Source organism: Halorussus salinisoli (assembly GCA_005239435.1).
GTDB classification, from domain to species: Archaea; Halobacteriota; Halobacteria; order Halobacteriales; family Haladaptataceae; genus Halorussus; species Halorussus salinisoli.
Genome location: SZNP01000001.1, coordinates 187,022 through 207,539, shown reverse-complemented (window position 1 = coordinate 207,539; position 20,518 = coordinate 187,022). Strand labels below are relative to the sequence as shown.

Below are 20,518 nucleotides of genomic sequence, written 5' to 3'. Positions count from 1 at the left end.
GCTCTCCGACCCGTGAGTTGTCACCTTCTGCGCGTCCCGTGAATCGCCCCCTTCAGCGCGTCCTGTGTTCTGCGACGATTCACGAAACGGCCGGTGGACCGTCCACGAGGTCGGCCGACTGAACGAGTCACCGGTTCGAGCAGTAGCTAGCGGCTTGTCGTCCTCCGAGTCGGCGGTTGCGGTCGCGGAAACGAAGAAAACGACGACCTTCTACCTCGTCAGTCGCGCTCGGTGGACTTGTTCACCGAGCGTTCGCCCGACGTCACAGGTCGGGTCGCGTCTCTCCGACTCTTCTCTCGACCGGTTACTCGACTCGTGCGTCTACGACGACGTGCCAGACGCCCTCGCTGTGGCTCTTGACCTTCCTGCGGTCCAGAACCTCCACGTCCCGACCAGCGTTCTCGGCCGCGTCTCGAAGCCTCGAAACCGGGCGGTCCCAGAGCAGGTCCTCGGGCGTCGCCTCGTGCACGTGGACGACCCCGCCGGGAGCGAGTGCGGCGAGGGCGGCGTCGAGATACTCGTGGGCCTCGTAGTAGCCCATCACCACGCGGTCTGCTCGGGGGTCCACCTCCACGTCGCGGCAGTCCGCGCGGAACGCCGAGATGCGCTCGGACACGTCGTTGAGCATCGCGTTCTCGACGAGGAACCGGAAGGCGGCGGGGTTGCGCTCGACGGCCGTCACCTCGGCCCCGGCGCGTGCCATCGGCAGGGTGAAGTAGCCGATACCGGCGAACATGTCGAAGACGCGCTCGCCCGGTTCGACCACCTCGCCCATCCGGGCGCGCTCGGCCTTGTTGCCCGGCGAGAACATGACTTCCGCGAAGTCCAGCGCGTACTGTGTGCCGTGCTCGGTGTGGACCGTCTCGGTGTCGCCCGCGCCCGCCACGACCGAGACGGAGGGTTCGCGGTGGTCGCCCGAGACGCCCTCGTGGGCCAGCACGGTGTCGGCCTCGCCGTGGAGGTCCAGCAGGGCCTCGCCGACCTCGGCTCTGCGCGGGCAGTCCTCGAACGTGACGAGGACGACGCTCCCGACAACCGCCCACGACCCCGGCGCGCGCTCGATTTCCTCGTCGGACCACCCGCGCTGGCGGAGGAGAGCGTCGAGGTCCGGCAGTCTGCGCTCGGGGGCGACCTGCTCGACTACCTTCGACACCGGCGTCTCCTGCGGCGGGTCGGTTACCGGAATCGCGACGGTCTCCTCGTCGTACTCCCGAACTTTCCGAGTCGCGTCGTAGACGCCTTCGTCCCGTAGGGCCGCGATGGTCGCCTCGCTCTCGGGTTTGCGGACGACCGCGGCGAGGTCGAGACCGTCGTTACTCGCCATCCTCACCGTCTCCGCCCTCGTCGGGCACGACGTGGAGGCCCGCGCGACTCTTCAGCACCGGCACCGTCTCGGCGTCGGGGTCCATGTAGTCGGGCCGCGCGATGGTCTCCGTCCTGTAGGTCTCGGGGTCGAGCACCTGCACCGCGCGTTCGTCTTCGACCGCGACGAGGGTCGTCTCCTCGGCGTCCTCCATCCGGCCGAGTCGCCGGGCCTCTGGCGCGTCGCCCTCCTCGAATCCGGCCTCGTACTGCTCACCGGTGGTGAGTCGCGTCCCCTTCAGATTCCCGCGAACGCTCCGGACCAGAACCGGGCCGTCGTCGTCGTCCGCGAGGTCGATAATCTCGCCGGGCGAGTACGGCGGCAGGCGCACGGCGTACGTGACCCGATACACCTCCTCGCCGTCCTCGTCTTCGGTCACGAGCGTCTCGGAGTCCGAGTAGCTTCCGCCGAACTCCTCGACCACCTTGGCGGCGATCTTCTTCCCGATGTTGGTGGTCGAGACCTTGATGTTCACGCCGTCGTCGGTCTCGCTCACTTCCGTCACGAAGGCGTCTCGGTCGCCGGTCGCCTCCATGTCGGCGACGATTTCGTGGGCGATGGCCTCGGCGCGCTCTACCTCCTCGCTGGTCGGGTCGCGGTCCCGCGCGCGGACCTGGACCGTGCTGGCGTAGTAGTCCCCCGCGATGCGCCCACAGCGCGTGCAGGTCTGGCGCGAAATCTTGACGGGCACCACGACCTCCTCCTCGACGAACGTCTCGCGGACGATGCCCGAGAAGTGACAGTGCATCCGGATGGTGTTCTGGTCGACCTGCTCGGGGTCGACCTGCCACGACACGTCGTAGGCGTCGAGGTGGACGCCCAGCGCCTCGCTGACCTCCTCGATAGCGATGTCCGTGTAGTCGTCGGCGTCCACGTCCACCCAGCGGTTGCCGCGGTGGACCGCACCGCACCGAGCGCAGACCAGCACCTCGATGCGGTCGGGCGCGTCCACGAGGTCGAAGCGGTCGAAGTAGCACGAATCGCAGAGCTTCTGCTCCTTGCCGCGCTTTCCGGCGGCGTCTGGGAGGGGCGTCCGCTCGGCGGGGTCTACCTCGATGGGGTCCCCGCAGTTCGGACAGAACTCGCGGGCTTCAGTAGTCATGGGCGTTCGTAGGGCGTTCGGGGGTTTAAGTCTGAAGAACGGAGTCAGTCAACACTAGCTTTCGAGAGGCCAGCGAATCGAGTGAAGGGGACCATCGACGTACACCCTCGATTACATCGCCGGGAGACCGTACATTTCTCATTTGGCGAGACGGCCGCGCCGACGAGACGGGAGGGAACGGACGAGTAAACCCTACCTCGTCGAAATCAGTATTCCCACACCCAACAGCAACAAACTCGCACCGACCCAGTGGGGGTTGAACGCCTGCGTCCCGTGAACCACGTCGTGAAGCCCCAGCACGTAGTGGTCCACGGTGCCGTCGAAGACGTTGAACAGTCCGGCACCGACGAGGAGACTCCCGAACGTTCGCATCGCGGAGTAGGGTTCCGACGACCGGTTCAGTACCCGCCACATCAGGCCCGCGCCGACCAGCGCGACGCCGAGCATGGCGAGCGAGAACAGGCCGTCGTAGTAGACGTTCGCCTGCAGGCCGCCGAGCGTCGTCGTCGGAATCCGGCCCGAGAGGAGGTGGTGCCACTGGAGCGTCAGGTGGAAGACCACCACGTCGAGGAGCGCGCCGAACCCGAAACCGAGCGTCCCGCTACCGAGTAGCAGCACCTTCCCGCGGTCGGTCCGGTTCATGTGCGGATTTCGGGTGCCGAGGAAAAAACCGCCCGGGCCGAACCCCGGCCGCCACGGACCCACGACGGCGCTGTTCGTCACGGCCGATTCGGCGTAGTTCGTCGCGGAGTGCGGCGCTACGCGTTGACCTGGAACGTGTACACCCCGGTGATCAGGTCGGTTACGAACACGATACCGGTCGCCTCGTTGTAGTTGGCACCCCAACAGAACGGCGGATGGCCGACGTCGAATATCGGCCCCTCGACCTCGTTGGCCCTATCTTTGGTCGGATACCGGTCGATGGGCGTCGGATTCGTCGGGTCCGTCATATCGTAGAGGACTACCCCTTCCAGATAGTCGCCGCTGACGAGTAGCGACTGGTCGCCCATCGGCACCACGTCGTGGTTGTGCGTCGTCCAGTCGAACGCCTCCCATCCTTCGACCTCGCCGTCTTTGTCGGGGTCCGGGTCCATCATCTCGGCGTTCGGCGACCGGGTGAATCCGACGTGTATCGGGTTGCTCGGCGACCCCTCCTCCCAACCGATATCGAAGAAGTGCTTCCCGCCGGGGATGCCGTATGCCATTTCGTCTCCCACGATTCCGAGTCCCCGTGGGTCGTAATCGGCGTAATGGGCGTTCTCGAAGCCGACGATGCCCGCATCGCTGTACGTCGGTCTGTCCACGTAGCTGAATCTGCCTACCTCGCTCGGACTCAGCGGGTCACTCACGTCGAGAATGACGTAACCTCGCGTCTCCCCATCGATGTACGCGGCGTGCATGTGTTCGCTGTTCGGGTCGATGACGATGTCGTGAAGTGCACCGGGAGGTCCGGCAACCCGTTCTTTACTCGGGTTGGCCGGGTCGCTGACGTCGAAGACGTCTAAACCGAACTCCCCTTCGTGAGCGTTCACGGTGTATACCACGGACGCGTTCGGATGTGGGAAGAGGTTGTGGGTCGGTCCGGAGTTGAGATGTGAGAGGAAGACCGGATTCTCGGGGGACCCCTCGCTGAACCCGTAGTCGATTACGGCCGCACCCTCGACCGACACGTCACCCCGGTTCGGTTCCTGTGACCGGTAGTAGAGACCGTCTCGACTGTCGAACTTCACGTCGGCGTTCCTGACGAGCGGTGACGATGGGAGTCGATGTACTTCCGTCGGATTACTCGGGTCTTCGAGGTCGACGAGATAACTCCCCCCAGTTCCGAGGAAACTCCCGGTGAGTCCGTACCGACCGTCGTCCCGGATAGCGGCTTCGGTGTACCCTCCCTCGACGTTCGAGAGTAGGGAGTGACCGAGTTTTTCGAGACTGGCACTCGCTTGCCTGTCTCGCGCGACCGCCGTACCGACGCCACCTGTCGTCGCTGCCGCTGCGCCGAGAATCTTGAGAACGGTTCGACGAGATGCTGTCGCGGATGGTCCAGTTTCTCGCACCATGATATCATTACCCATGCTATTCTACATCAACCCGCATCATCGTTAGGAAGAGTAACGTTTGTATCAACACACTGCTCGGAAATTACGGGCGTGCAACGGTCCAGTTCCCTTTCTCGTTTCTGAATATCCGACCGCGTTATAGTTTCGGTAATCGCCGCACTGTTCGCGCCACCCCTCCGGGTCCAGGTATGCGTCTACGGAACAAGGACGTGTTGACAGCGAAAAAGTGATTGTTGGACGACTAGCCCCGTAGGGGACACCGTAACTCGGATTCGGTGATAGCCCGTCCGAGAACGACCGCTTCCGGGTGAACTGTTCCCGAGCCGATTATTCACGCGTAAAGAGACCGATACGGGACGAACCCGGTTCGGTACCCCGAGGTAACGCCCGGTTGTCGCCGAGAAGGGAAGTCGGAGAACCGCGGTGAACCGCGCCGATACGGTCGCACGACGTCGCTTCCGGACTCGTATCGGAAACGGTGGTCGGGGGTCTACAGTGGACTCAACCGTTACGCGTCAACTGTTACGCGTCAACTCCGGGCCTACTACGTCCTCGTCGGCCGCCTCACGCCACGAGTGGTCCGGTTCCCAGTCCAGCACTTCGTCGGCCTTCCTCACCGAAAGGGCCGACTCGCCGCCCGAGACGTTGCAGTCGTCGGGCACCTCGCCGAAGTACTCCTGGAGCGCATCCTCGATGGGCATCTCCAGATAGTTGTCCGCCGCCGCGGCGTGGAACGGTTCGTGACCGGAGAAGTCGGCGTCCAGCGCGGCCGCGACGACGCCTGCCACGTCACGAGCGTCCACGTAGGACCAGAAGTTGCCCGCGCCCGCCGCGAGGTCCTCGCGGGCCTCGACGCAGTTGTACTCGCCGGGGTACTGAATCCACGACGGTCGAATCGAGGCGACCGAGACCCCGAACCGGCGCGTGACCATCTTGGCCACCTCCTCGCCGACGACCTTCGAGGTTCCGTAGGGGTCCTCCGGGCGCAGAGCGTCGGCCTCCCGAATTGGCAGGCGGTCGGGCAGGCGCTTCTCCTCGGCGAAGGGGAAGCCGTAGGCGCTCTCGCTGGAGGCCCACGCGACGCGCGCACCCGCCCGGCCTGCGCCCACGAGGACGTTGTACGCCGCCAGCACGTTCGTCTCGAACACCCGACCTCCGGCGTGTCGCGTCGGCGAGGGCAGGGCGGCCCAGTGGACCACGGCGTCGGGGTCGAGTTCGGCGAGTAGGTCGAGCGTCTGCCCGCGGTCGGTGAGGTCCGCGGCCCGAAAATCGAGATTGTCGCGGGCGTCGATTTCCCACCCGGGATGGGTCTGGTCCACGCAGACCACCTTCCAGCCCTCGTCGGCGAGGTGGTCGACTATCCACTGGCCGGAGCGTCCGAGACCGCCCGTGACGATTGCTTGCTGTGGCATCGACTCGGGGTACGACCAGACGGGCCTAAACGTTCAGGGCGACCATCGAAGACCCGTCAGGTAACACGTCCGACGACAACACCAGATACGCCAAGCCGAACAGCAGCGCGTCGTAGAGACCGTGAACCAGAATCGGGACGACCAGATTGTCGGTCCAGGCGTACAGATACCCGAGCAGAATCGAGAGACCGAACAGGATGACGAGCGTCACCGACACCGCAACGGGGTTCGGGGTGGCGACCCACGTCGTCGGTAAGTGGACCAGCGCGAAGAGGACGCTCGTGAGAACCACCGCAGGCGCGCGTGAGAACGCGCCGTCGAGATACGACTGGATGACTCCCCGGAAGAGCAACTCCTCGGCCGGGCCGACCACGAGGATAGAGAGCGGGACCAGCAGGAGCAGTGTTGACAGGACGCCCTCCTCAGCGAGTTGCGTGACGGAGTTGCCCGCAAGCGGGAGACCGACGGCCTGCGCGGTCAGAATGGCGACGAGTCGGTAGACGAACAGCGCGACGGTCCCGGCGACCACGAACCCGAGCGCACGCGAGTCCGGAATCCGGACGCGGAGGTAGTCGAGGCCCTGGTCGGTCGCGCGGAGGAACAGGAGCGCGGCCGCGACGAACCCCAGTTCGGAGAGGACGAGCGCGAGCGTGAACTGCGCAAGTGCGTTCAGCGACACCGCGAGCGCCGGAATCGACAGCAAGACGCTGAAGAGGACCCCGAGAACGGTGAGTCCGGTGGCGACCCCGACCCGCCGGACCGGGTTGGTCGACTGGTGAGACACTACGAGAAACTGACAGCGGGGAGGACCAAGTAGATTCTGCGTGGACGGAACCGACCGCCGATGGCGGTGCAGTCCGGAGGTCGGGGGCGACGAACGTTTAAAAACGGTGAACCCCTAGGGTCGTACATGAAATGGAAAGCAGACTGGGGGCTACGAGGCCGGATGGCCCTGACGATGTTCCTGCTGTTCGTGCTGTACATCGTCTTTATCGCCATCCTCTCCCAGTACGCGAGCCTACTCGGAATAGTGCTGGTGATGGGCGCGTTCTCGCTCGGCCAGTTCTTCTTCAGCGACAAACTGGCCCTCTGGAGCATGGGTGCGAAGGAGGTCAGCGAGGACGAGTATCCCGAACTCCATCGAACGCTCGGCCGACTCTCCCAGCAGGCCGACCTGCCGAAACCGAAGGTGGCCGTGGTGGACAGTCGCGTTCCCAACGCCTTCGCCACCGGGCGCTCGCAGAAGAACGCCGCAGTCGCGGTGACGACGGGTCTGATGAAGACGCTCGACAAGGACGAGTTGGAAGGCGTGCTGGCCCACGAACTCGCCCACGTCAAGAATCGCGACATGATGGTGATGACCATCGCGTCGTTCCTCTCGACCATCGCGTTCCTCGTGGTCCGGTGGGGCTGGTGGTTCGGCGGCGATCGCGGCCGGAATCAGGCCCCCGTCTGGGTCGCCATCGTCGCGTCGCTGGTGGTCTGGATAATCAGTTTCCTGCTCATCCGGGCGCTCTCGCGCTACCGCGAGTTCGCGGCCGACCGCGGCGGTGCGACCATCACGGGCAAGCCCTCGGCGCTGGCCTCCGCGCTGATGACCATCGACAGCGGGATGAGCAAGGTTCCGAAGGAGGACTTCCGCGAGCAGTCCGAGATGAACGCCTTCTTCATCATCCCCGTCAAGAGCGACTTCATCGGCAAGGTGTTCAGCACGCATCCGAGCACGGAGAAGCGCGTCGAGCGCCTCCGGGAACTCGAACGCGAGATGTAGGCGGCGGTACACAAAGTATTCACTTTCTCGTTCGCTGTTCGACTGCATGAACAGACGCGGGTTCTGTCGCACTACCGTGAGTTTCCTCGGCGTCGCTTCCCTCCCGGGATGCGTCCTGTTCGGCGCGGGAAACGGCAGCCGAAGCTACGACCTGTCGCTCGATTCGGTCGGTCCCGGCGGTCTCGCCGAAGCGGCCGCCCTCGGTGCGGACGACTACGCGCCCGAACAGCGACGACTGGTCGCCAACGCCGTCGATGGAGACGAAGACGCCTGGGTCTACGGTCATCGACCGATAGAGGACGGCGCGTACGTCGAGTACGAGGGCGTCTACTACCGGGTCAGCGTCGAGAAGACGGGTGAGAAATCCCTGTCCCGGCCGACGCTCCGTGGGGAGTACGTGGACGCCAGCGAAGTCGAATCGGCGGTCGATATCGACCGGTACATCCACAGCGACCGCCGAGCGGTCAAGTTCGCTCTCGCCACCGCCGGCGACGAGGGAGAGTTCTACGTGCTTCGTCGTGACGCGAGCGAGACCGAACTACTCCCCGAACCGGAACACGAGTACCTGAAATACCGCGAGCGGTACGTCCGCCTCGCTGTCGAGGAGCGGACCGTCACCGAAACCGAGTACACCTACGCGCTGGAGCAGGTGGCGACCTCGGACGCGGCGTTCGAGCGACGCGCCGCCGAGACCGTGGTGACTGCGACCTTCCGCCCGTCCGACCTCACCGCCGAACAAGAGGAGATGCTGCGGAAAGCCAGCGAGGACTACTACTCGGAGTTCGACCCGATTTCCGACGAGTTCCGGAGCCTACTCGAACGACTCGGGAGCGGCGAACTCCCCGACGGGTCGCTCGGCACCTACGTCGAGTACGACGGAGCGTACTACCGGGCGTCGATGAGCGTCTCGGTCCCGTAGCCGACCCTTTTTATCCGAGAACCCGAAGGGAGAGACATGGGACTGCTCGACGGACTGCGGGAAGTGCTGGGCATCCGGGCCGAGGCCGACGCCACCAGAAAGGCCGACCCCGAGGACCTGTTCGGGATGAGCACCGCGTACATCACGATGGAGGCCGAACTGGGCTACGAGGCGGTCGGCGAAGCGGCGCTCTGCTTCTCGGAGGTCGATAGCGCCGACTTCTCCGACGCCGTCGAGGAGGTCCACGAGATTCTGGAAGTCGGCGCGGAGGAGACCGGCACCGAGACCGAGGCCCGCACCGACGACTACGGCTACTCGTGGGTCGTCCTCCGGGATTCCGACTTCGAGGACCTCGTGACCAGCCTCAACTTCGCCGCCGACACGCTGATGGAGCGCGGCTACGGGTCCAGACTCCTCGCGGCCCTCTTCGCCTTCGAACGCGACGGACAGAAGGCCTACTGGGTCTACTCGTTCCGTCGCGGGGCGTACTACCCCCTCGTGCCGAAGGGGACCGACGACCGCGACTCCAGCGCCGAGTTCAAACTGGAGAGTAACCTCGACGGCGAACTCGACATCGAGGCGAACAAAGAGTACTGGTACGCGCTCCTGCCCGACTCTCCCGGCCGGCACCCGTGGGAGTAGCGCGGGACCGACGGCACTCCGACTCTTCTCATTTTAAACCCCGTCAGACGAACGTCACCACCCCGCTCCCGTCCCACATTTTCACTTTCAGTTTGGTGTTAACTGGGGTTTATAACCCATGGAGCACAAGGCAGGCATACGATGGCAGCAGACGCAGACCTCGAAGAACTGCCGGGCGTCGGTCCGGCGACGGCGGAAAAGCTCCGAGACGCAGGCTTCGACTCCTACGAGGGCCTCGCAGTCGCGGCCCCTAGCGAACTCTCCAACACTGCCGACGTGGGCGATTCGACCGCCTCCGACATCGTTCAGGCGGCCCGCGAGGCCGCCGACGTGGGCGGGTTCGAGACCGGAGCGGCCGTGCTGGAGCGCCGCGAGAAGATAGGGAAGCTCAAGTGGAAGATCGACGAGGTTGACGACCTGCTGGGCGGCGGCGTCGAAACCCAGTCGATCACCGAGGTGTACGGCGAGTTCGGTGCCGGGAAGTCGCAGGTAACCCACCAGCTCGCGGTGAACGTCCAGCTTCCGCGCGAACACGGCGGTCTCGGCGGGAGCGCCATGTTCGTGGACAGCGAGGACACGTTCCGACCAGAGCGTATCGACGACATGGTCAAAGGCCTGCCCGACGAGGCCATTCAGGCCGCGATGGACGAGCGCGAAATCGAGGGCACGCCCGACGAAGACGAGGCAATGGAGGAACTCGTGGAGGACTTCCTCGACAAGATCCACGTCGCCAAGGCGTTCAACTCCAACCACCAGATGCTCCTCGCCGAGAAGGCCGAGGAACTCGCCAACGAGACCCAGGACGACGAGTATCCCGTCCGCCTGCTCTGCGTGGACTCGCTCACGGCTCACTTCCGCGCCGAGTACGTCGGCCGTGGCGAACTCGCCGAGCGCCAGCAGAAACTCAACAAGCACCTCCACGACCTCGACAAGGTGGGCAACCTCCACAACACCGCGGTCGTCGTGACGAATCAGGTCGCGTCGAACCCCGACTCGTTCTTCGGCGACCCGACTCAGCCAATCGGTGGTAACATCCTGGGCCACAAGTCCACGTTCCGCATCTACCTCCGGAAGTCGAAGGGCGACAAGCGTATCGTCCGCCTCGTGGACGCGCCCAACCTCGCGGACGGCGAGGCCGTCATGCGCGTCGAAGACGCCGGTCTGAAGCCCGAGTAAACGACGTCCAACCTCTTTCCTTCGCTTCGCGTGTAATTGGGATTCAAAACGTTTCTCTTAGCAATAATTATAATTTCTATCCGGATGTTCTCCATTCTTTCGTAACGAGCTCGACGATGCCGACGCCGAACCGCGCGAAACCGACCGCTACCCTCCGCTTCGGCCGCTTGGACTTTACACTCCGGAAGTCTCTAGTCGGAGGTATGAAGGCGCGGACCGCGTTCGCCGCCGTTCTGGTCGGGGTACTCGCATGGCTGTCGTTTCTCGTCGTCAGACCGTTCCTCACCTACGTCCTCGGAGCGATGCTGTTGGCGTTCGTCCTCAGGCCTGCCCAGCGGCGTCTCGCCCCCGAAATCGGGTCGCGACTCTCGGCGCTCACGCTCGTCACTCTGACTGTCGTACTCTTCGTCGGTCCGGTCGGACTGTTCCTGCGAGTCGCGCTCGCCGACGTGGGCGAACTCCCGACCAGCGTGAGCGAACTGCCGACGTACCAGTCCGTCGAGCGAATCGTCGAACGCGTAATCGGCGTCCAAATCGGCGGGCGCTTCGACCAACTTTTCGGGAGTTTCACCTCCGCGCTCGCCGAGCGGAGTTCCGGACTGGCGAGCGCCGGGGTTCACTTCACGCTGGGCCTCCTCCTGCTCCTCTTTCTGCTCTACTACCTGCTCAAGGACGGCGACACGCTGGTCAGATGGGCCAAGAACGTCACCCCGCTTCCGCGGGCGGTGCAGGACGACCTCTACGCCGAGGCCGAGGAGGCGACGTGGGCGGTGTTGAAGGGTCACGTCTTCGTCGCCTCCATTCAGGGGTTCGTGTCCGGCCTCGGCCTGTTCGCGCTCGGAGTTCCGAACGCGGCGTTCTGGACCGTGGTGATGATGTTTCTGGCGATGGTGCCCATCGTCGGCGTCGCTCCGGTACTCGGCGGTGCGACCATCTATCTCGCGGTGAACGGCCGAGTTCTCGGGGCCGTGTTGCTGGTCATCTACGGGATGACGGTGGTCGCGGTCACCGACGACTACCTCCGGGCGCTGGTCATCGACAAGGAGTCGTCACTCCACTCGGGCGTCATCCTCCTCGGGGTGTTCGGCGCGGCCTACTTCCTCGGCGCTATCGGCATCTTCGTCGGTCCCATCATCCTCGCGCTGTTCAAGGAGACCGTCGAGGTGTTCACCGACTACTACGACCTCGGTTGACGGCACGCTATCTTCCGGTTCCGGCGGGCGTTCGGGCCCGAAGATTCGGATTCCCACAATCTTGGAACTAGAGCACAATATTATTCCAGGGGAGTCCGTCCGTTCGAACGAGGAAACCCATGACCGAGACGACAATCGAGGCAGACGTGACGATAGACGCCCGCGAGGCGACCTGTCCGGGTCCGATGATGGACCTCATCGGGAAGGTCGAGAGCGGTGAACCGGGAACCGTGTACGAACTCCAGACCACGGACAGCGGGTCGAAGGACGACGTTCCGGCGTGGGTCGAGAAGGCCGGACACGAACTGCTCGACACCGTGGACCGGGGCGACTACTGGAGCATCTACGTGAGGAAATCATGACCGAAACCATCGTCGTCGTGGGTGGTGGCACCGGTGGCACAGTCCTCGCCAACCGACTCGCGGAGGACCTCGCGTCCGAAATCGACGCCGGGGAGGTCGCCGTGAAACTCGTCACCGACGACCCGAACCACACGTACAAACCGACGTTCCTCTACGTCGCGTTCGGCGAGCGCGAGGTCGCCGACGCCCGGCGACCGCTTTCGGAACTACTGGACGACCGCGTGGACCTGCACGTCGACCGCGTCGTGGACGTGGACGCCGAGGCGAAGCGAATCGAGCGACGGGACGGGAAGAGGTTGGGCTACGACCACCTCGCCATCGCCACCGGGGCCAGCGTCGTGCCCGAGGAGACGCCCGGCCTGAAGGAGGGCGGTCACCACTTCTACAATCCCGACGGTACCGAAACCCTCCGGGCCGAACTCGCAAGTTTCGAGGAGGGCCACCTCGTCCTGAGCGTCGTCGGCACGCCGCACATGTGCCCGGCCGCACCGCTCGAATTCGTCTTCATGGCCGACGACTGGCTTCGCAAGCAGGGCCGACGCGAGGACGTGGACATCACCTACACCTATCCCATCGGCCGGGCGCACGGGCTCGAGTCCATCGCCGAGTGGGCTACCCCGCGACTCGATGACCGCGACATCGCGGTCGAGACGTTCTTCAACGCGACCGAAGTGGACCCCGACGAGCAGGTCGTCTCGACCGCCGAAGGCACCGAGATGGAGTACGACCTCCTCGTCGCCATCCCGCCTCACACCGGCGACGACCTGATTTCGGCGGCCGGACTCGGCGACGACGGCTGGGCCGACGTGGACAACCACACCCTCGAATCCGAGCGCGCCGACGACGTGTACGTCCTCGGCGACAGCGCCGACGTGCCGACCAGCAAGGCCGGGAGCGTCGCCCACTTCGAGGCGGGCGTCGTCGCCGACCGCATCGCCAGCAGGGTCCGGGGTCGGACCCCGACCGCGCGCTACGACGGCAAGACGGTGTGCTTCATCGAGACGGGCATGGACGAGGCGACGTTCGTGAAGTTCAACTACGGCGAACAGCCGAGTCTGCCCGACCCGTCGCGGTTCATCCACTGGGCGAAGCTCTCGTACAACGAGTCGTACTGGCTGACCGCCAAGGGGTTGCTGTGAGGGGGTCACGATGACCGAGCAAGAGCAGGAGCAGGCGGACGTCGAGAACGCCGCGGGCGAGGAGACGCGTGACGCGCTCGAAGCCGCTATCGCCGAGAACCCCGAGGAGGTCGCCGACTTCGTGGACCGACTCGGCCTCGTGAGCGAACTCCTAGACGCCACCGAACTCGTGACCGTGGCGGCAGACGACCGGATGGTCGCAGACACGGCCAACACCGCGGCCACGCTCGCGGAGGCCGCCGACGGTCTCGCCACCGAGGAGACCGCGAGGCTGAGCGAGTCGGTCGGCGAGAGCGGCGACGAACTCGCCGACGCGCTGGAGACGCTGGTCCGCCTCCAACGGCAGGGCACGCTGGACGAACTGGCGCAACTGGCCGAGGTCGTCCCCCTCCTGTCGGGCGCGATGGACGACGAAATGGTCACGAACCTTGCACACTCGGGCACCGCGCTCGGCGAGGTAGCCGACACCGCGGCCGACCCGGAGACGGCGCAGGGGCTTCAGACCATGCTCGCGGCGGTCGGCGAGGCCAACGAGGAGTCGCCAGAGCGCGTCGGCCCGGTCGGTCTGGTGAAGACCGTCCGCGACCCGGAGGTCCAGCAAGGCCTCGGCTTCCTGCTGGCGATGGCGCGAGCGCTCGGATCCGCCGAGTGATGGCCCGTGCGCTGTACTCCACCACGACTCCGGCGCGGGCGGGCGCGGCCTCGTGCCGCGCCCTATCGCGCGAGGGACGACGGAACGACCGAACGCAGTGAGGGAGTGACGGAGGAGGCTGGGGAAGTGTGAGGGCGGTGCTGTAGGGTTGCGGTGCGGTAACTCCTTGGAGTCGGCGTCAGTGCGGTTCGCGGTCGCGGTGCTGTTGCAGTTCGCGGTTGCAGTGCAGTTCACAGACGTGTCAGTAGCTCCCTACGTCTTCACAGAAATCCCCGAACGCAGTGCTACCACACCAGCGAGTTCACGAAAACGCAAAACGTCAAAAGCCCGCTAGTCGTTGTCTTCTTCGGTCGTCGTCTTGTCGAGTTGCTTCTCGCCTTCGTAGATGTCCGCGCCGTCCTGTACCACCTTCTCGGCGAGGACCGCGCACTTGACCCGCATCGGACTGATGTCCACTCCGAGCAGGTCGATAACGTCGTCGCGGTCAAGTTCCTGCATCTCCTCGACGCTCATGCCTTTCAGCTCTTTGCTCAGCATACTCGCGCTGGCTTGACTGATGGCACAACCGTCGCCGCGGAACGCGACACGCTCGATGACCTCGTCGTCCTCGTCGAGCTGTACGTCTATCGTAATTTCGTCGCCACACATCGGGTTCTCGCCAGCGTGGGAGAAGGTCTTCTCCTCCAGTTCCCCGTAGTTGCGGGGGTTCTTGTAGTGGTCGAGAATCTGCTGGCGATACATGTCCGAGCCCATGCCCATTGTTACTGCCGAATAGGCGAGTCCGACCTAAAAGCCTACCGCACAACCTGTTGCTGCGGTCGGTCAAAAGCCGACGCTCGTCCCTTCGCTTCGCTCCGGTCCTCGCTCGGCCTGCTCGGCCGTCGGCAGCATCCCGTGCGCTCGCTCCCATCGGCCGCTCGCTACGAGCGCGAGGGAACAGGGACGGGTATCGGGAAATAAAATAGTTTATTTAACTAGTGTATTTATTGCTTAGGGGAATGAAAATTTGTTATCGGAGACTATGCGTCAGACCACGTATCCGATGAGCGCCGCGTCCAGCACGAGCAGGGTGGCGACCAGCGAGTTCGTCCGGAAGGCCATCTTCAGTCGCGTCGGAAGTTCCCGGACGCCGTCCTCGCGGGCGATCTTGGTCTCGTACCACGACCAGATGCTCGTCAGCGCGAAGACGCCGTAGAGAGTCATCATGGCGACGAGCGCAGTTCCGCGCGGACCCTCGGGCAGGTCGTTCTGGTAGAGGAACCAGAGCGCGCCGCCGCCCGACGCGCCCATCACCACGATACCTCCGAACGCGAACCACTTCAGCGAGTCCAGCACGTCCAACGCGAACTCGGGGTCCCCGTTTCGCCGCGCCGCCGGAATGACGAGCATTCCCGTTACGAGGTAGCCGCCGGTCCAGAGGACGGCCATCAGTACGTGAATCGCCATCACGGCCGCAAGCGTCCAGTCGACCATGTCCGGACGGTGTGACGGAACCGCCAAAAAGCGGCCGGTTCCGGTCGAGCGTGTGCGGTGGAGACGACTCAGCGTTCGCCCATCGCTTCGCGCTCGAACCGCTCGGCGAACTCGGCGACGTAGGCGTGGCGCTCGGCGGCGACTTCCCGACCGGCGTCGGTGTACATCCGGTCGCGGAGCGAGAGGAGCTTCTTGTGGAGGTGGTTCAGTTGGGTCTCTCCGGCGTCGGTGTCGTCGTCTTCCGGCGGGAGGTCGGGGTCGTGTATCGGTTGGCCGAGTTCGCCGCCGTAGCTGAAGATGCGTGCGATTCCGACGGCTCCGAGCGCGTCGAGGTTGTCGGCGTCGCAGAGAATCTCGGCCTCCGGGGTCTCCGGTTCCACGTCGTTCGAGTAGCGGTGCGCCCGGATGCAGTGTCGAACGGCGCCGATGGTCTCCTCGTCCGCGCCGAGGTCGGACAGAATCCCGCCCGCTTCCCTCGCGCCCCACTCGGCGTGGTCCGCGATTTCGCCGCGGTCCTCCCTCGCCCGGCCGACGTCGTGGAGCCAGACCGCCGCGAACAGTACGTCGTCGTCCACGTCGTACTCCTCGGCCAGCGTCTCGGCCAACTGGGCCACTCGCTGGACGTGGTGCCAATCGTGCGCCGGAGAAACGCCTCGAAAGTAGGTCTCGGCACGCTCCCGTACCTCGTCTATCATGAGTCGGTGGTCGGAACAGCCGCGGTAAAAGATTTCGAATCTGACTATTACGCGAACAGCTGGCGGGCGTCGTCGATGGCGTCGATCAGCTCGTCGATTTCGTCCGTGGTGTTGTAGATGTAGAACGACGCCCGCGCGGAGGCGGCCACGCCGAGTTTGTCGTGGAGGGGTTGCGTACAGTGGTCGCCCGCCCGGATGGCGACGGCGGACTCGTTCAAGATGGACGTGAGGTCGTGAGCGTGTACGCCTTCCAGGTTGAACGAGACCAGTCCGCTCCGGTCTTCCGGACTGGTCGGGCCGTAGATTTCGACGTCGTCGAACTCGGCCATTCGGTCGAGTGCGTACCCCGCGAGGCGCTCCTCGTGGCGCTGGACGTTCTCCATTCCCACGTCTTCGAGGTACTCGACAGCCTCGGCGAAGCCGACGCCCTGCGCGATGAGCGGCGTCCCGGCCTCGTACTTCCAGGGCAGGTCGTGCCACGTCGTCTCCTCGAAGGAGACCTTCCGAATCATGCCGCCTCCGTACTGGAAGGGCTCCATCTCGTCCAGAAGCTCCTGTTTGCCGTAGAGACCGCCGACGCCGGTCGGGCCGAGCATCTTGTGGCCCGAGAACGCGTAGAAGTCGGCGTCGATGTCCTTCACGTCCACCGGTCGCGTGGGGACGGCCTGCGCGCCGTCCACGAAGATGTACGAGTCGTGGTCGTGGGCGAGGTCCGCGAGTTCCGAGACGGGGTTGACGGTGCCGAGGGTGTTCGAGACGTGGAGGACGCTGACCATCTCGGTGTCGTCCGTGATGAGGTCCTCGGCGGCGTCCATGTCGAGGTAGCCGTCTTCGGTTACGGGGATGTACTTCACGTCCGCGCCGGTCCGCTTGCCGATCTGCTGCCACGTCACCAGCGAGGCGTGGTGTTCCATCTCGGACAGGACGATTTCGTCGCCCGGCCCGAGTTCGTTCAGCCCCCACGCGTAGGCGACGAGATTCTCCGCCTCGGTGGTGTTCTTCGTGAACACCATCTCCTCGCGGCCGTCGGCCCCGACGAACTCGGCCACCGTGTCGTGTGCCTCCTCGTACGCCACGGAGGCCTCCTGGCTGAGCTGGTGGATGCCCCGGTGGACGTTGGCGTTGTAATTCCGGTAGTAGTCCGAAATGGCGTCGATGACCTGGTTCGGCGTCTGGCTCGTCGCGCCGTTGTCGAGGTAGACGAGTTGCTCGCCGTCGAACTCCCGCTGAAGGATGGGGAAGTCTTCGCGTATGCGCTCCGCGTCGAGCGCGTCCGATTTCTGAAGTCCCATTGGTAGTAAGTACGGTTTCGAGCAAGAACATTCCTTCGGTCCGGACGGCCCGTCGTAACCGGTATCGGTTTCGTTCGGGACCGAGCACGCGGTGGACGAAACCGGAGTGAAAGCGGTCCCCGGGGACGGGATTAAGAGCCTGCGACCCGATGGCACTGTATGGTTTCGAAACGACGACTCGGCGCGAGTCTGCTCCTGTTGGGCCTCGCGTTCGTCGGCGCGTTCCACGCTGTCGCCGCCGTCGCGTTCGACACCGGCCTGGCGTCGGTGGGCGCGGGGCTTGCCGGGGTTTCGGTGTTGTCGCTGATGGTGGTCAACCTCCCGGCCCTCGGCGAGGGCGACGGTGGAGAGGGCGACCGGGGAGACGCCGACTGACGGCTACATCCGGAGGAACTGGGCGTGGCGGGTCGATTCCACGTCGAGGACGTTCTCCTCGTCCACGAACCCTTCTCGAATCGCCAGTTCGACCGCCTCGCTCCCGACGAGATTGGCGACCGACGCGCGAGTCAGGCTGTTCACGACGGCCTGTTCGTCCACCTCGTCGCCGCCGTAGAACTCCTCGGTGACGGTCAGCGAGACGCCGTCGTCCTCGAACGTCTCGCCGAGTACGTCGTCGTCGCAGACCGCGACGAGCAACCCTTCGTCGGTCTCGCGCTCGTTGAGAATCATCGCTGTTCTTGCTGTTGCTGGCGCTCTTCGACGAGTTCCTGTTCGGCCTGCTCGCGTAGCTCTTCGGCCTCCTCGGCGATTTCCTCGGCCTCGTCGTACTGGCCGAGTTCTTCGAGGGCGCGAGCTTTCTCATCCAGTATCTGGGAGTTTCGGAGGCCGAGTCGGATGGCGTTTTCGAGGCTGTTCAAGGCGTCCTCGGCGAGACCGCGTTCGAGCAGGAAGAACCCGCGGTTGAACCACGCTTCGGCGAATCGCTCGTCTATCTCGACCGCGCGCTCGGCGTGTTCGAGCGCCTGCTCGCTCCGGCCCGACTCCCAGAGGGCGTAGGCGAGATTCGTCTCGGCGGTGGCGGCGTGTTCGCTGTCCTCGTCGATTCGGATGGCCTCCCGATAGTCGCCGATGGCGGCGTCCCACTCTTCGAGTTCGGCGTGGGCCGCGCCCTTGTTCGTCCACGCTTCCTGTTCGAGTTTGCTGTCGTCGGGAGCGTACTGGGCCGCGCGCTCGAAGGTGTCGGCAGCCTGCTCGAACCGGTTGATCTTCATGTAGTTCAGCCCCACGTCGATGAGTTCCTCCACGTCGACGTCGTCGCCGACGTTCTGGTCGTCGAGCAGGTCGGCGACGACCCGGGAGTCTACGGGGTCCACCTTGTCGGGGTCCACGTCCAGTTCCGGCGGGTCGAGGTCGAACTCCTCGTACGGTTCGTCGAATCCCTCGCCCTCCGAGAAGTCGTGGTCGTCGTCCTTCGAGTTAGTCATGTGAATCGGTTTGGCGTTCAGCGGTGTTAAGGACTACGCCATAGGAATCCGAAGTTCGATTCGCCCGCACGACCACCCACCTTCAAGCACGTGTCCGACCAAAACACAGAGCGAATGAGACTTTTCGTCAGCATTGACCTGCCCGACGACTTCGCCGACGACGTTCGGGCGGTCCAAGAGCAGTTCGCCGACGCCTCGGGCCTCGACTTCATCGACCCCGAGCAGGCCCACGTCACCCTCAAGTTCCTCGGCGACGTGAACCGCGGCGAACTCCCGCGGGTGAAAAACGCCCTCCGGCGGGCCGTCCCCGACGCCGGGGTCGAACCCTTCGAGGCGACCTACGAGGGAGTGGGCGTCTTCCCGGACATCAGCTACATTCAGGTCCTCTGGCTCGGGGTCGGCGCGGGCAGCGAACAGATGACGGCCCTCCACGAGGCCATCGAGCGCGAAGTGACGAGACTCGGCTTCGACCCCGAGGACCACGACTTCACGCCGCACGTCACCCTCGCGCGGATGAAGCACGCGGGCGGCAAGGAACTGGTCCAGGAGAAGGTCGAGGAGTTGGACCCGACCGTGGGCACCGCCGAGGTGACGGAGGTCCGCCTGACGAAGAGCGTCCTGACCGACGACGGGCCGGAGTACTCGACGGTCGAGTCGTTCGCGCTGAAATGAGGATTCGACTCGCCGACGAAGCCGACGCCGCCGCGGTTCGGGACATCTACGCTCCCGTCGTCGAGAACACCGCCGTCTCTTTCGAGGACGAACCGCCGAGTGAGGGCGAAATGGCCGACCGAATCGCCGACACGCTCCCGCGGTATCCGTGGCTGGTCTGTGAGACCGAAAGCGGAGACGAAATCGCGGGCTACGCCTACGCGGGCACCCATCGCAAGCGCGGGGCCTACCGCTGGTCGGTAGACGTGTCGGTCTACGTCGCCGCGGACCACCGTGGGAAGGGACTGGGACGCGGACTCTACGAATCCCTCCTCGAACTCCTGAGACTACAGGGGTTCTACAACGCCTACGCCGGAATCGCGCTCCCCAACGAGGCCAGCGTGGCGCTCCACGAGTCGCTGGGCTTCGAGCAGGTCGGCGTCTACGAGTCGGTCGGCTACAAGCGCGGCGAGTGGCGCGACGTTGGCTGGTGGCAGTTGCAGTTACGGGACCGGCCCGAGGACCGCGACGACCTCGAAAATCCGAGAACGCTGGTCGAACTCGACGAGTCAGAGCGACGCGAGGCGTTGGCTCTCGGCGAGCGGCACGGCCGAATCTGACCCGGGAGTCGTCGATTGGAGACCGAGCGCGTCGGCGGTCGGGACCGAGCGCATCGCCCGGACTGGCCCCGGACAGACGGACTCTCGGACCGGCCTCAAAGGAACAAGATTTTAAGCGATGGCGGGGAAGAACGTGGTACCATGAGTAAAAAGTCGAAGGCGAAGAAAAAGCGCCTGTCCAAGCTCGACCGGCAGAACAGTCGCGTTCCCGCGTGGGTCATCATGAAGACCGACCGCGAGACGCAGCGCAACCCCAAGCGCCGAAACTGGCGGCGTAACGACACCGACGAATAATGAGCGCGAACGAATTCGAGGAGCGCGTCATCACCGTACCGCTCCGCGACGCGAAGGCGGCGGCGAAGCACGAGCGCGCCGACAAGGCCATGACGCTCGTCCGCGACCACCTCGCACAGCACTTCAAGGTCGAAGACGACGAGGTTCGTCTCGACCCCTCCATCAACGAAGCAGTCTGGTCGCGCGGTCGCAAGAAGCCCCCGAGCAAGCTTCGCGTTCGCGCCGCCCGCTTCGAGGAAGAGGGCGAGACCATCGTCGAAGCGGAACACGCCGAGTAGAGC

Annotated in this window: 25 protein-coding genes; 13 read left to right on the top strand and 12 right to left on the bottom strand. The window is 64.9% G+C overall.

Translation table 11 applies throughout. From position 1 onward, the window contains the following. Nucleotides 1–304 precede the first annotated feature (304 nt). The 6 genes from E2484_RS05600 to E2484_RS05575 form a co-directional block, all read right to left on the bottom strand. Complete coding sequence (locus E2484_RS05600; RefSeq protein WP_137284248.1) at nt 305–1,324, bottom strand: class I SAM-dependent methyltransferase; 1,020 nt, start codon at nt 1,322–1,324, stop codon at nt 305–307. Continuing rightward, nucleotides 1,314–2,465, bottom strand: coding sequence for a 60S ribosomal export protein NMD3 (locus tag E2484_RS05595; protein ID WP_137284247.1), 1,152 nt, complete (start codon nt 2,463–2,465; stop codon nt 1,314–1,316). Before E2484_RS05595 ends, E2484_RS05600 begins: the two co-directional genes overlap by 11 nt. Nucleotides 2,466–2,657: 192 nt before the next feature. Further along, nucleotides 2,658–3,107, bottom strand: a complete 450-nt coding sequence (locus E2484_RS05590; protein ID WP_137284246.1) for a DUF2243 domain-containing protein — start codon at nt 3,105–3,107, stop codon at nt 2,658–2,660. 116 nt (nt 3,108–3,223) lie between these two features. Then, nucleotides 3,224–4,522, bottom strand: coding sequence for an LVIVD repeat-containing protein (locus E2484_RS05585; protein WP_170977251.1), 1,299 nt, complete (start codon nt 4,520–4,522; stop codon nt 3,224–3,226). Between the two features lie 515 nt (nt 4,523–5,037). Next, nucleotides 5,038–5,934, bottom strand: a complete 897-nt coding sequence (locus E2484_RS05580) for an NAD-dependent epimerase/dehydratase family protein (protein ID WP_137284244.1) — start codon at nt 5,932–5,934, stop codon at nt 5,038–5,040. Nucleotides 5,935–5,959: 25 nt separating this feature from the next. After that, complete coding sequence (locus E2484_RS05575; protein ID WP_170977250.1) at nt 5,960–6,718, bottom strand: CPBP family intramembrane glutamic endopeptidase; 759 nt, start codon at nt 6,716–6,718, stop codon at nt 5,960–5,962. A gap of 126 nt (nt 6,719–6,844) precedes the next feature. Between E2484_RS05575 and htpX the strand changes: the two genes are divergently transcribed. The 8 genes from htpX (at nt 6,845) to E2484_RS05535 (ending at nt 13,788) form a co-directional block, all read left to right on the top strand. Next, nucleotides 6,845–7,705 (top strand): zinc metalloprotease HtpX, encoded by an 861-nt coding sequence (gene htpX, locus E2484_RS05570; RefSeq protein ID WP_137284242.1) that lies wholly within the window; start codon nt 6,845–6,847, stop codon nt 7,703–7,705. A gap of 46 nt (nt 7,706–7,751) precedes the next feature. Continuing rightward, complete coding sequence (locus E2484_RS05565) at nt 7,752–8,624, top strand: hypothetical protein (RefSeq protein ID WP_137284241.1); 873 nt, start codon at nt 7,752–7,754, stop codon at nt 8,622–8,624. A 36-nt stretch (nt 8,625–8,660) separates the two neighbouring features. Continuing rightward, nucleotides 8,661–9,266 carry a PspA-associated protein PspAB gene (pspAB, locus tag E2484_RS05560; protein ID WP_137284240.1) on the top strand — a complete coding sequence of 202 codons (606 nt, stop codon included), beginning with the start codon at nt 8,661–8,663 and terminating at the stop codon, nt 9,264–9,266. A 141-nt stretch (nt 9,267–9,407) separates the two neighbouring features. After that, on the top strand, nt 9,408–10,442 hold the full coding sequence (gene radA, locus E2484_RS05555) for a DNA repair and recombination protein RadA (RefSeq protein WP_137284239.1): 1,035 nt from the start codon (nt 9,408–9,410) through the stop codon (nt 10,440–10,442). Between the two features lie 203 nt (nt 10,443–10,645). Next, nucleotides 10,646–11,635 carry an AI-2E family transporter gene (locus E2484_RS05550; protein WP_170977249.1) on the top strand — a complete coding sequence of 330 codons (990 nt, stop codon included), beginning with the start codon at nt 10,646–10,648 and terminating at the stop codon, nt 11,633–11,635. A 119-nt stretch (nt 11,636–11,754) separates the two neighbouring features. Further along, nucleotides 11,755–11,997: a sulfurtransferase TusA family protein gene (locus E2484_RS05545; protein ID WP_137284237.1), complete on the top strand. Its 243-nt coding sequence runs from the start codon at nt 11,755–11,757 to the stop codon at nt 11,995–11,997. Further along, nucleotides 11,994–13,136: an NAD(P)/FAD-dependent oxidoreductase gene (locus E2484_RS05540; RefSeq protein ID WP_137284236.1), complete on the top strand. Its 1,143-nt coding sequence runs from the start codon at nt 11,994–11,996 to the stop codon at nt 13,134–13,136. The genes E2484_RS05545 and E2484_RS05540 overlap by 4 nt, the downstream gene beginning before the upstream one ends. A gap of 10 nt (nt 13,137–13,146) precedes the next feature. Continuing rightward, nucleotides 13,147–13,788, top strand: a complete 642-nt coding sequence (locus tag E2484_RS05535) for a DUF1641 domain-containing protein (RefSeq protein ID WP_137284235.1) — start codon at nt 13,147–13,149, stop codon at nt 13,786–13,788. Nucleotides 13,789–14,118: 330 nt separating this feature from the next. Here the strand turns inward: E2484_RS05535 and sufU are convergent, their stop codons facing one another. The 4 genes from sufU to E2484_RS05515 all read right to left on the bottom strand — a co-directional run bounded on the left by sufU (nt 14,119) and on the right by E2484_RS05515 (nt 17,248). After that, nucleotides 14,119–14,547, bottom strand: coding sequence for a Fe-S cluster assembly sulfur transfer protein SufU (gene sufU / locus E2484_RS05530; protein WP_137284234.1), 429 nt, complete (start codon nt 14,545–14,547; stop codon nt 14,119–14,121). Nucleotides 14,548–14,814: 267 nt separating this feature from the next. Next, nucleotides 14,815–15,261, bottom strand: coding sequence for a hypothetical protein (locus tag E2484_RS05525; RefSeq protein ID WP_137284233.1), 447 nt, complete (start codon nt 15,259–15,261; stop codon nt 14,815–14,817). A gap of 68 nt (nt 15,262–15,329) precedes the next feature. After that, the gene (locus E2484_RS05520; RefSeq protein ID WP_137284232.1) at nt 15,330–15,956 is read right to left on the bottom strand and encodes an HD domain-containing protein; all 627 of its coding nucleotides are present in this window, start codon (nt 15,954–15,956) and stop codon (nt 15,330–15,332) included. Between the two features lie 47 nt (nt 15,957–16,003). Beyond that, the gene (locus tag E2484_RS05515) at nt 16,004–17,248 is read right to left on the bottom strand and encodes an aminotransferase class V-fold PLP-dependent enzyme (protein ID WP_137284231.1); all 1,245 of its coding nucleotides are present in this window, start codon (nt 17,246–17,248) and stop codon (nt 16,004–16,006) included. Nucleotides 17,249–17,407: 159 nt separating this feature from the next. Between E2484_RS05515 and E2484_RS05510 the strand changes: the two genes are divergently transcribed. Further along, nucleotides 17,408–17,623 carry a hypothetical protein gene (locus E2484_RS05510; RefSeq protein WP_137284230.1) on the top strand — a complete coding sequence of 72 codons (216 nt, stop codon included), beginning with the start codon at nt 17,408–17,410 and terminating at the stop codon, nt 17,621–17,623. Between the two features lie 3 nt (nt 17,624–17,626). Here E2484_RS05510 and E2484_RS05505 read toward each other — a convergent pair whose 3' ends face one another. Together E2484_RS05505 and E2484_RS05500 are read right to left on the bottom strand one after the other, a co-directional pair. Beyond that, on the bottom strand, nt 17,627–17,917 hold the full coding sequence (locus E2484_RS05505; RefSeq protein WP_137284229.1) for a DUF424 domain-containing protein: 291 nt from the start codon (nt 17,915–17,917) through the stop codon (nt 17,627–17,629). Beyond that, nucleotides 17,914–18,672: a tetratricopeptide repeat protein gene (locus E2484_RS05500; RefSeq protein WP_137284228.1), complete on the bottom strand. Its 759-nt coding sequence runs from the start codon at nt 18,670–18,672 to the stop codon at nt 17,914–17,916. The genes E2484_RS05505 and E2484_RS05500 overlap by 4 nt, the downstream gene beginning before the upstream one ends. A gap of 114 nt (nt 18,673–18,786) precedes the next feature. Between E2484_RS05500 and thpR the strand changes: the two genes are divergently transcribed. From thpR to E2484_RS05480, 4 genes are all read left to right on the top strand, one after another. Further along, nucleotides 18,787–19,344, top strand: a complete 558-nt coding sequence (gene thpR / locus E2484_RS05495) for an RNA 2',3'-cyclic phosphodiesterase (protein WP_137284227.1) — start codon at nt 18,787–18,789, stop codon at nt 19,342–19,344. Beyond that, a complete protein-coding gene (locus tag E2484_RS05490; RefSeq protein ID WP_137284226.1) occupies nt 19,341–19,943 on the top strand; it encodes an arsinothricin resistance N-acetyltransferase ArsN1 family B in 603 nt (200 codons plus the stop codon). The genes thpR and E2484_RS05490 overlap by 4 nt, the downstream gene beginning before the upstream one ends. A gap of 141 nt (nt 19,944–20,084) precedes the next feature. After that, nucleotides 20,085–20,237 (top strand): 50S ribosomal protein L39e, encoded by a 153-nt coding sequence (locus E2484_RS05485; RefSeq protein ID WP_128476843.1) that lies wholly within the window; start codon nt 20,085–20,087, stop codon nt 20,235–20,237. After that, nucleotides 20,237–20,515 (top strand): 50S ribosomal protein L31e, encoded by a 279-nt coding sequence (locus E2484_RS05480; protein ID WP_137284225.1) that lies wholly within the window; start codon nt 20,237–20,239, stop codon nt 20,513–20,515. Before E2484_RS05485 ends, E2484_RS05480 begins: the two co-directional genes overlap by 1 nt. The last annotated feature ends 3 nt before the right edge of the window (nt 20,516–20,518 follow it).

What these genes read in the sequence shown, in the direction of transcription:
- E2484_RS05545 (WP_137284237.1), top strand. Translation starts at nt 11,755, where the DNA reads ATGACCGAGACGACAATCGAGGCAGACGTGACGATAGACGCCCGCGAG.
- E2484_RS05540 (WP_137284236.1), top strand. Translation starts at nt 11,994, where the DNA reads ATGACCGAAACCATCGTCGTCGTGGGTGGTGGCACCGGTGGCACAGTC.
- sufU (WP_137284234.1), bottom strand. Translation starts at nt 14,547, where the DNA reads ATGGGCATGGGCTCGGACATGTATCGCCAGCAGATTCTCGACCACTAC.
- E2484_RS05490 (WP_137284226.1), top strand. Translation starts at nt 19,341, where the DNA reads ATGAGGATTCGACTCGCCGACGAAGCCGACGCCGCCGCGGTTCGGGAC.
- E2484_RS05565 (WP_137284241.1), top strand. Translation starts at nt 7,752, where the DNA reads ATGAACAGACGCGGGTTCTGTCGCACTACCGTGAGTTTCCTCGGCGTC.
- radA (WP_137284239.1), top strand. Translation starts at nt 9,408, where the DNA reads ATGGCAGCAGACGCAGACCTCGAAGAACTGCCGGGCGTCGGTCCGGCG.
- E2484_RS05600 (WP_137284248.1), bottom strand. Translation starts at nt 1,324, where the DNA reads ATGGCGAGTAACGACGGTCTCGACCTCGCCGCGGTCGTCCGCAAACCC.
- E2484_RS05510 (WP_137284230.1), top strand. Translation starts at nt 17,408, where the DNA reads ATGGTTTCGAAACGACGACTCGGCGCGAGTCTGCTCCTGTTGGGCCTC.
- E2484_RS05480 (WP_137284225.1), top strand. Translation starts at nt 20,237, where the DNA reads ATGAGCGCGAACGAATTCGAGGAGCGCGTCATCACCGTACCGCTCCGC.
- E2484_RS05525 (WP_137284233.1), bottom strand. Translation starts at nt 15,261, where the DNA reads ATGGTCGACTGGACGCTTGCGGCCGTGATGGCGATTCACGTACTGATG.
- E2484_RS05500 (WP_137284228.1), bottom strand. Translation starts at nt 18,672, where the DNA reads ATGACTAACTCGAAGGACGACGACCACGACTTCTCGGAGGGCGAGGGA.
- htpX (WP_137284242.1), top strand. Translation starts at nt 6,845, where the DNA reads ATGAAATGGAAAGCAGACTGGGGGCTACGAGGCCGGATGGCCCTGACG.
- E2484_RS05515 (WP_137284231.1), bottom strand. Translation starts at nt 17,248, where the DNA reads ATGGGACTTCAGAAATCGGACGCGCTCGACGCGGAGCGCATACGCGAA.
- E2484_RS05595 (WP_137284247.1), bottom strand. Translation starts at nt 2,465, where the DNA reads ATGACTACTGAAGCCCGCGAGTTCTGTCCGAACTGCGGGGACCCCATC.
- E2484_RS05580 (WP_137284244.1), bottom strand. Translation starts at nt 5,934, where the DNA reads ATGCCACAGCAAGCAATCGTCACGGGCGGTCTCGGACGCTCCGGCCAG.
- E2484_RS05585 (WP_170977251.1), bottom strand. Translation starts at nt 4,522, where the DNA reads ATGGTGCGAGAAACTGGACCATCCGCGACAGCATCTCGTCGAACCGTT.
- thpR (WP_137284227.1), top strand. Translation starts at nt 18,787, where the DNA reads ATGAGACTTTTCGTCAGCATTGACCTGCCCGACGACTTCGCCGACGAC.
- E2484_RS05535 (WP_137284235.1), top strand. Translation starts at nt 13,147, where the DNA reads ATGACCGAGCAAGAGCAGGAGCAGGCGGACGTCGAGAACGCCGCGGGC.
- E2484_RS05505 (WP_137284229.1), bottom strand. Translation starts at nt 17,917, where the DNA reads ATGATTCTCAACGAGCGCGAGACCGACGAAGGGTTGCTCGTCGCGGTC.
- E2484_RS05520 (WP_137284232.1), bottom strand. Translation starts at nt 15,956, where the DNA reads ATGATAGACGAGGTACGGGAGCGTGCCGAGACCTACTTTCGAGGCGTT.
- E2484_RS05550 (WP_170977249.1), top strand. Translation starts at nt 10,646, where the DNA reads ATGAAGGCGCGGACCGCGTTCGCCGCCGTTCTGGTCGGGGTACTCGCA.
- E2484_RS05590 (WP_137284246.1), bottom strand. Translation starts at nt 3,107, where the DNA reads ATGAACCGGACCGACCGCGGGAAGGTGCTGCTACTCGGTAGCGGGACG.
- pspAB (WP_137284240.1), top strand. Translation starts at nt 8,661, where the DNA reads ATGGGACTGCTCGACGGACTGCGGGAAGTGCTGGGCATCCGGGCCGAG.
- E2484_RS05485 (WP_128476843.1), top strand. Translation starts at nt 20,085, where the DNA reads ATGAGTAAAAAGTCGAAGGCGAAGAAAAAGCGCCTGTCCAAGCTCGAC.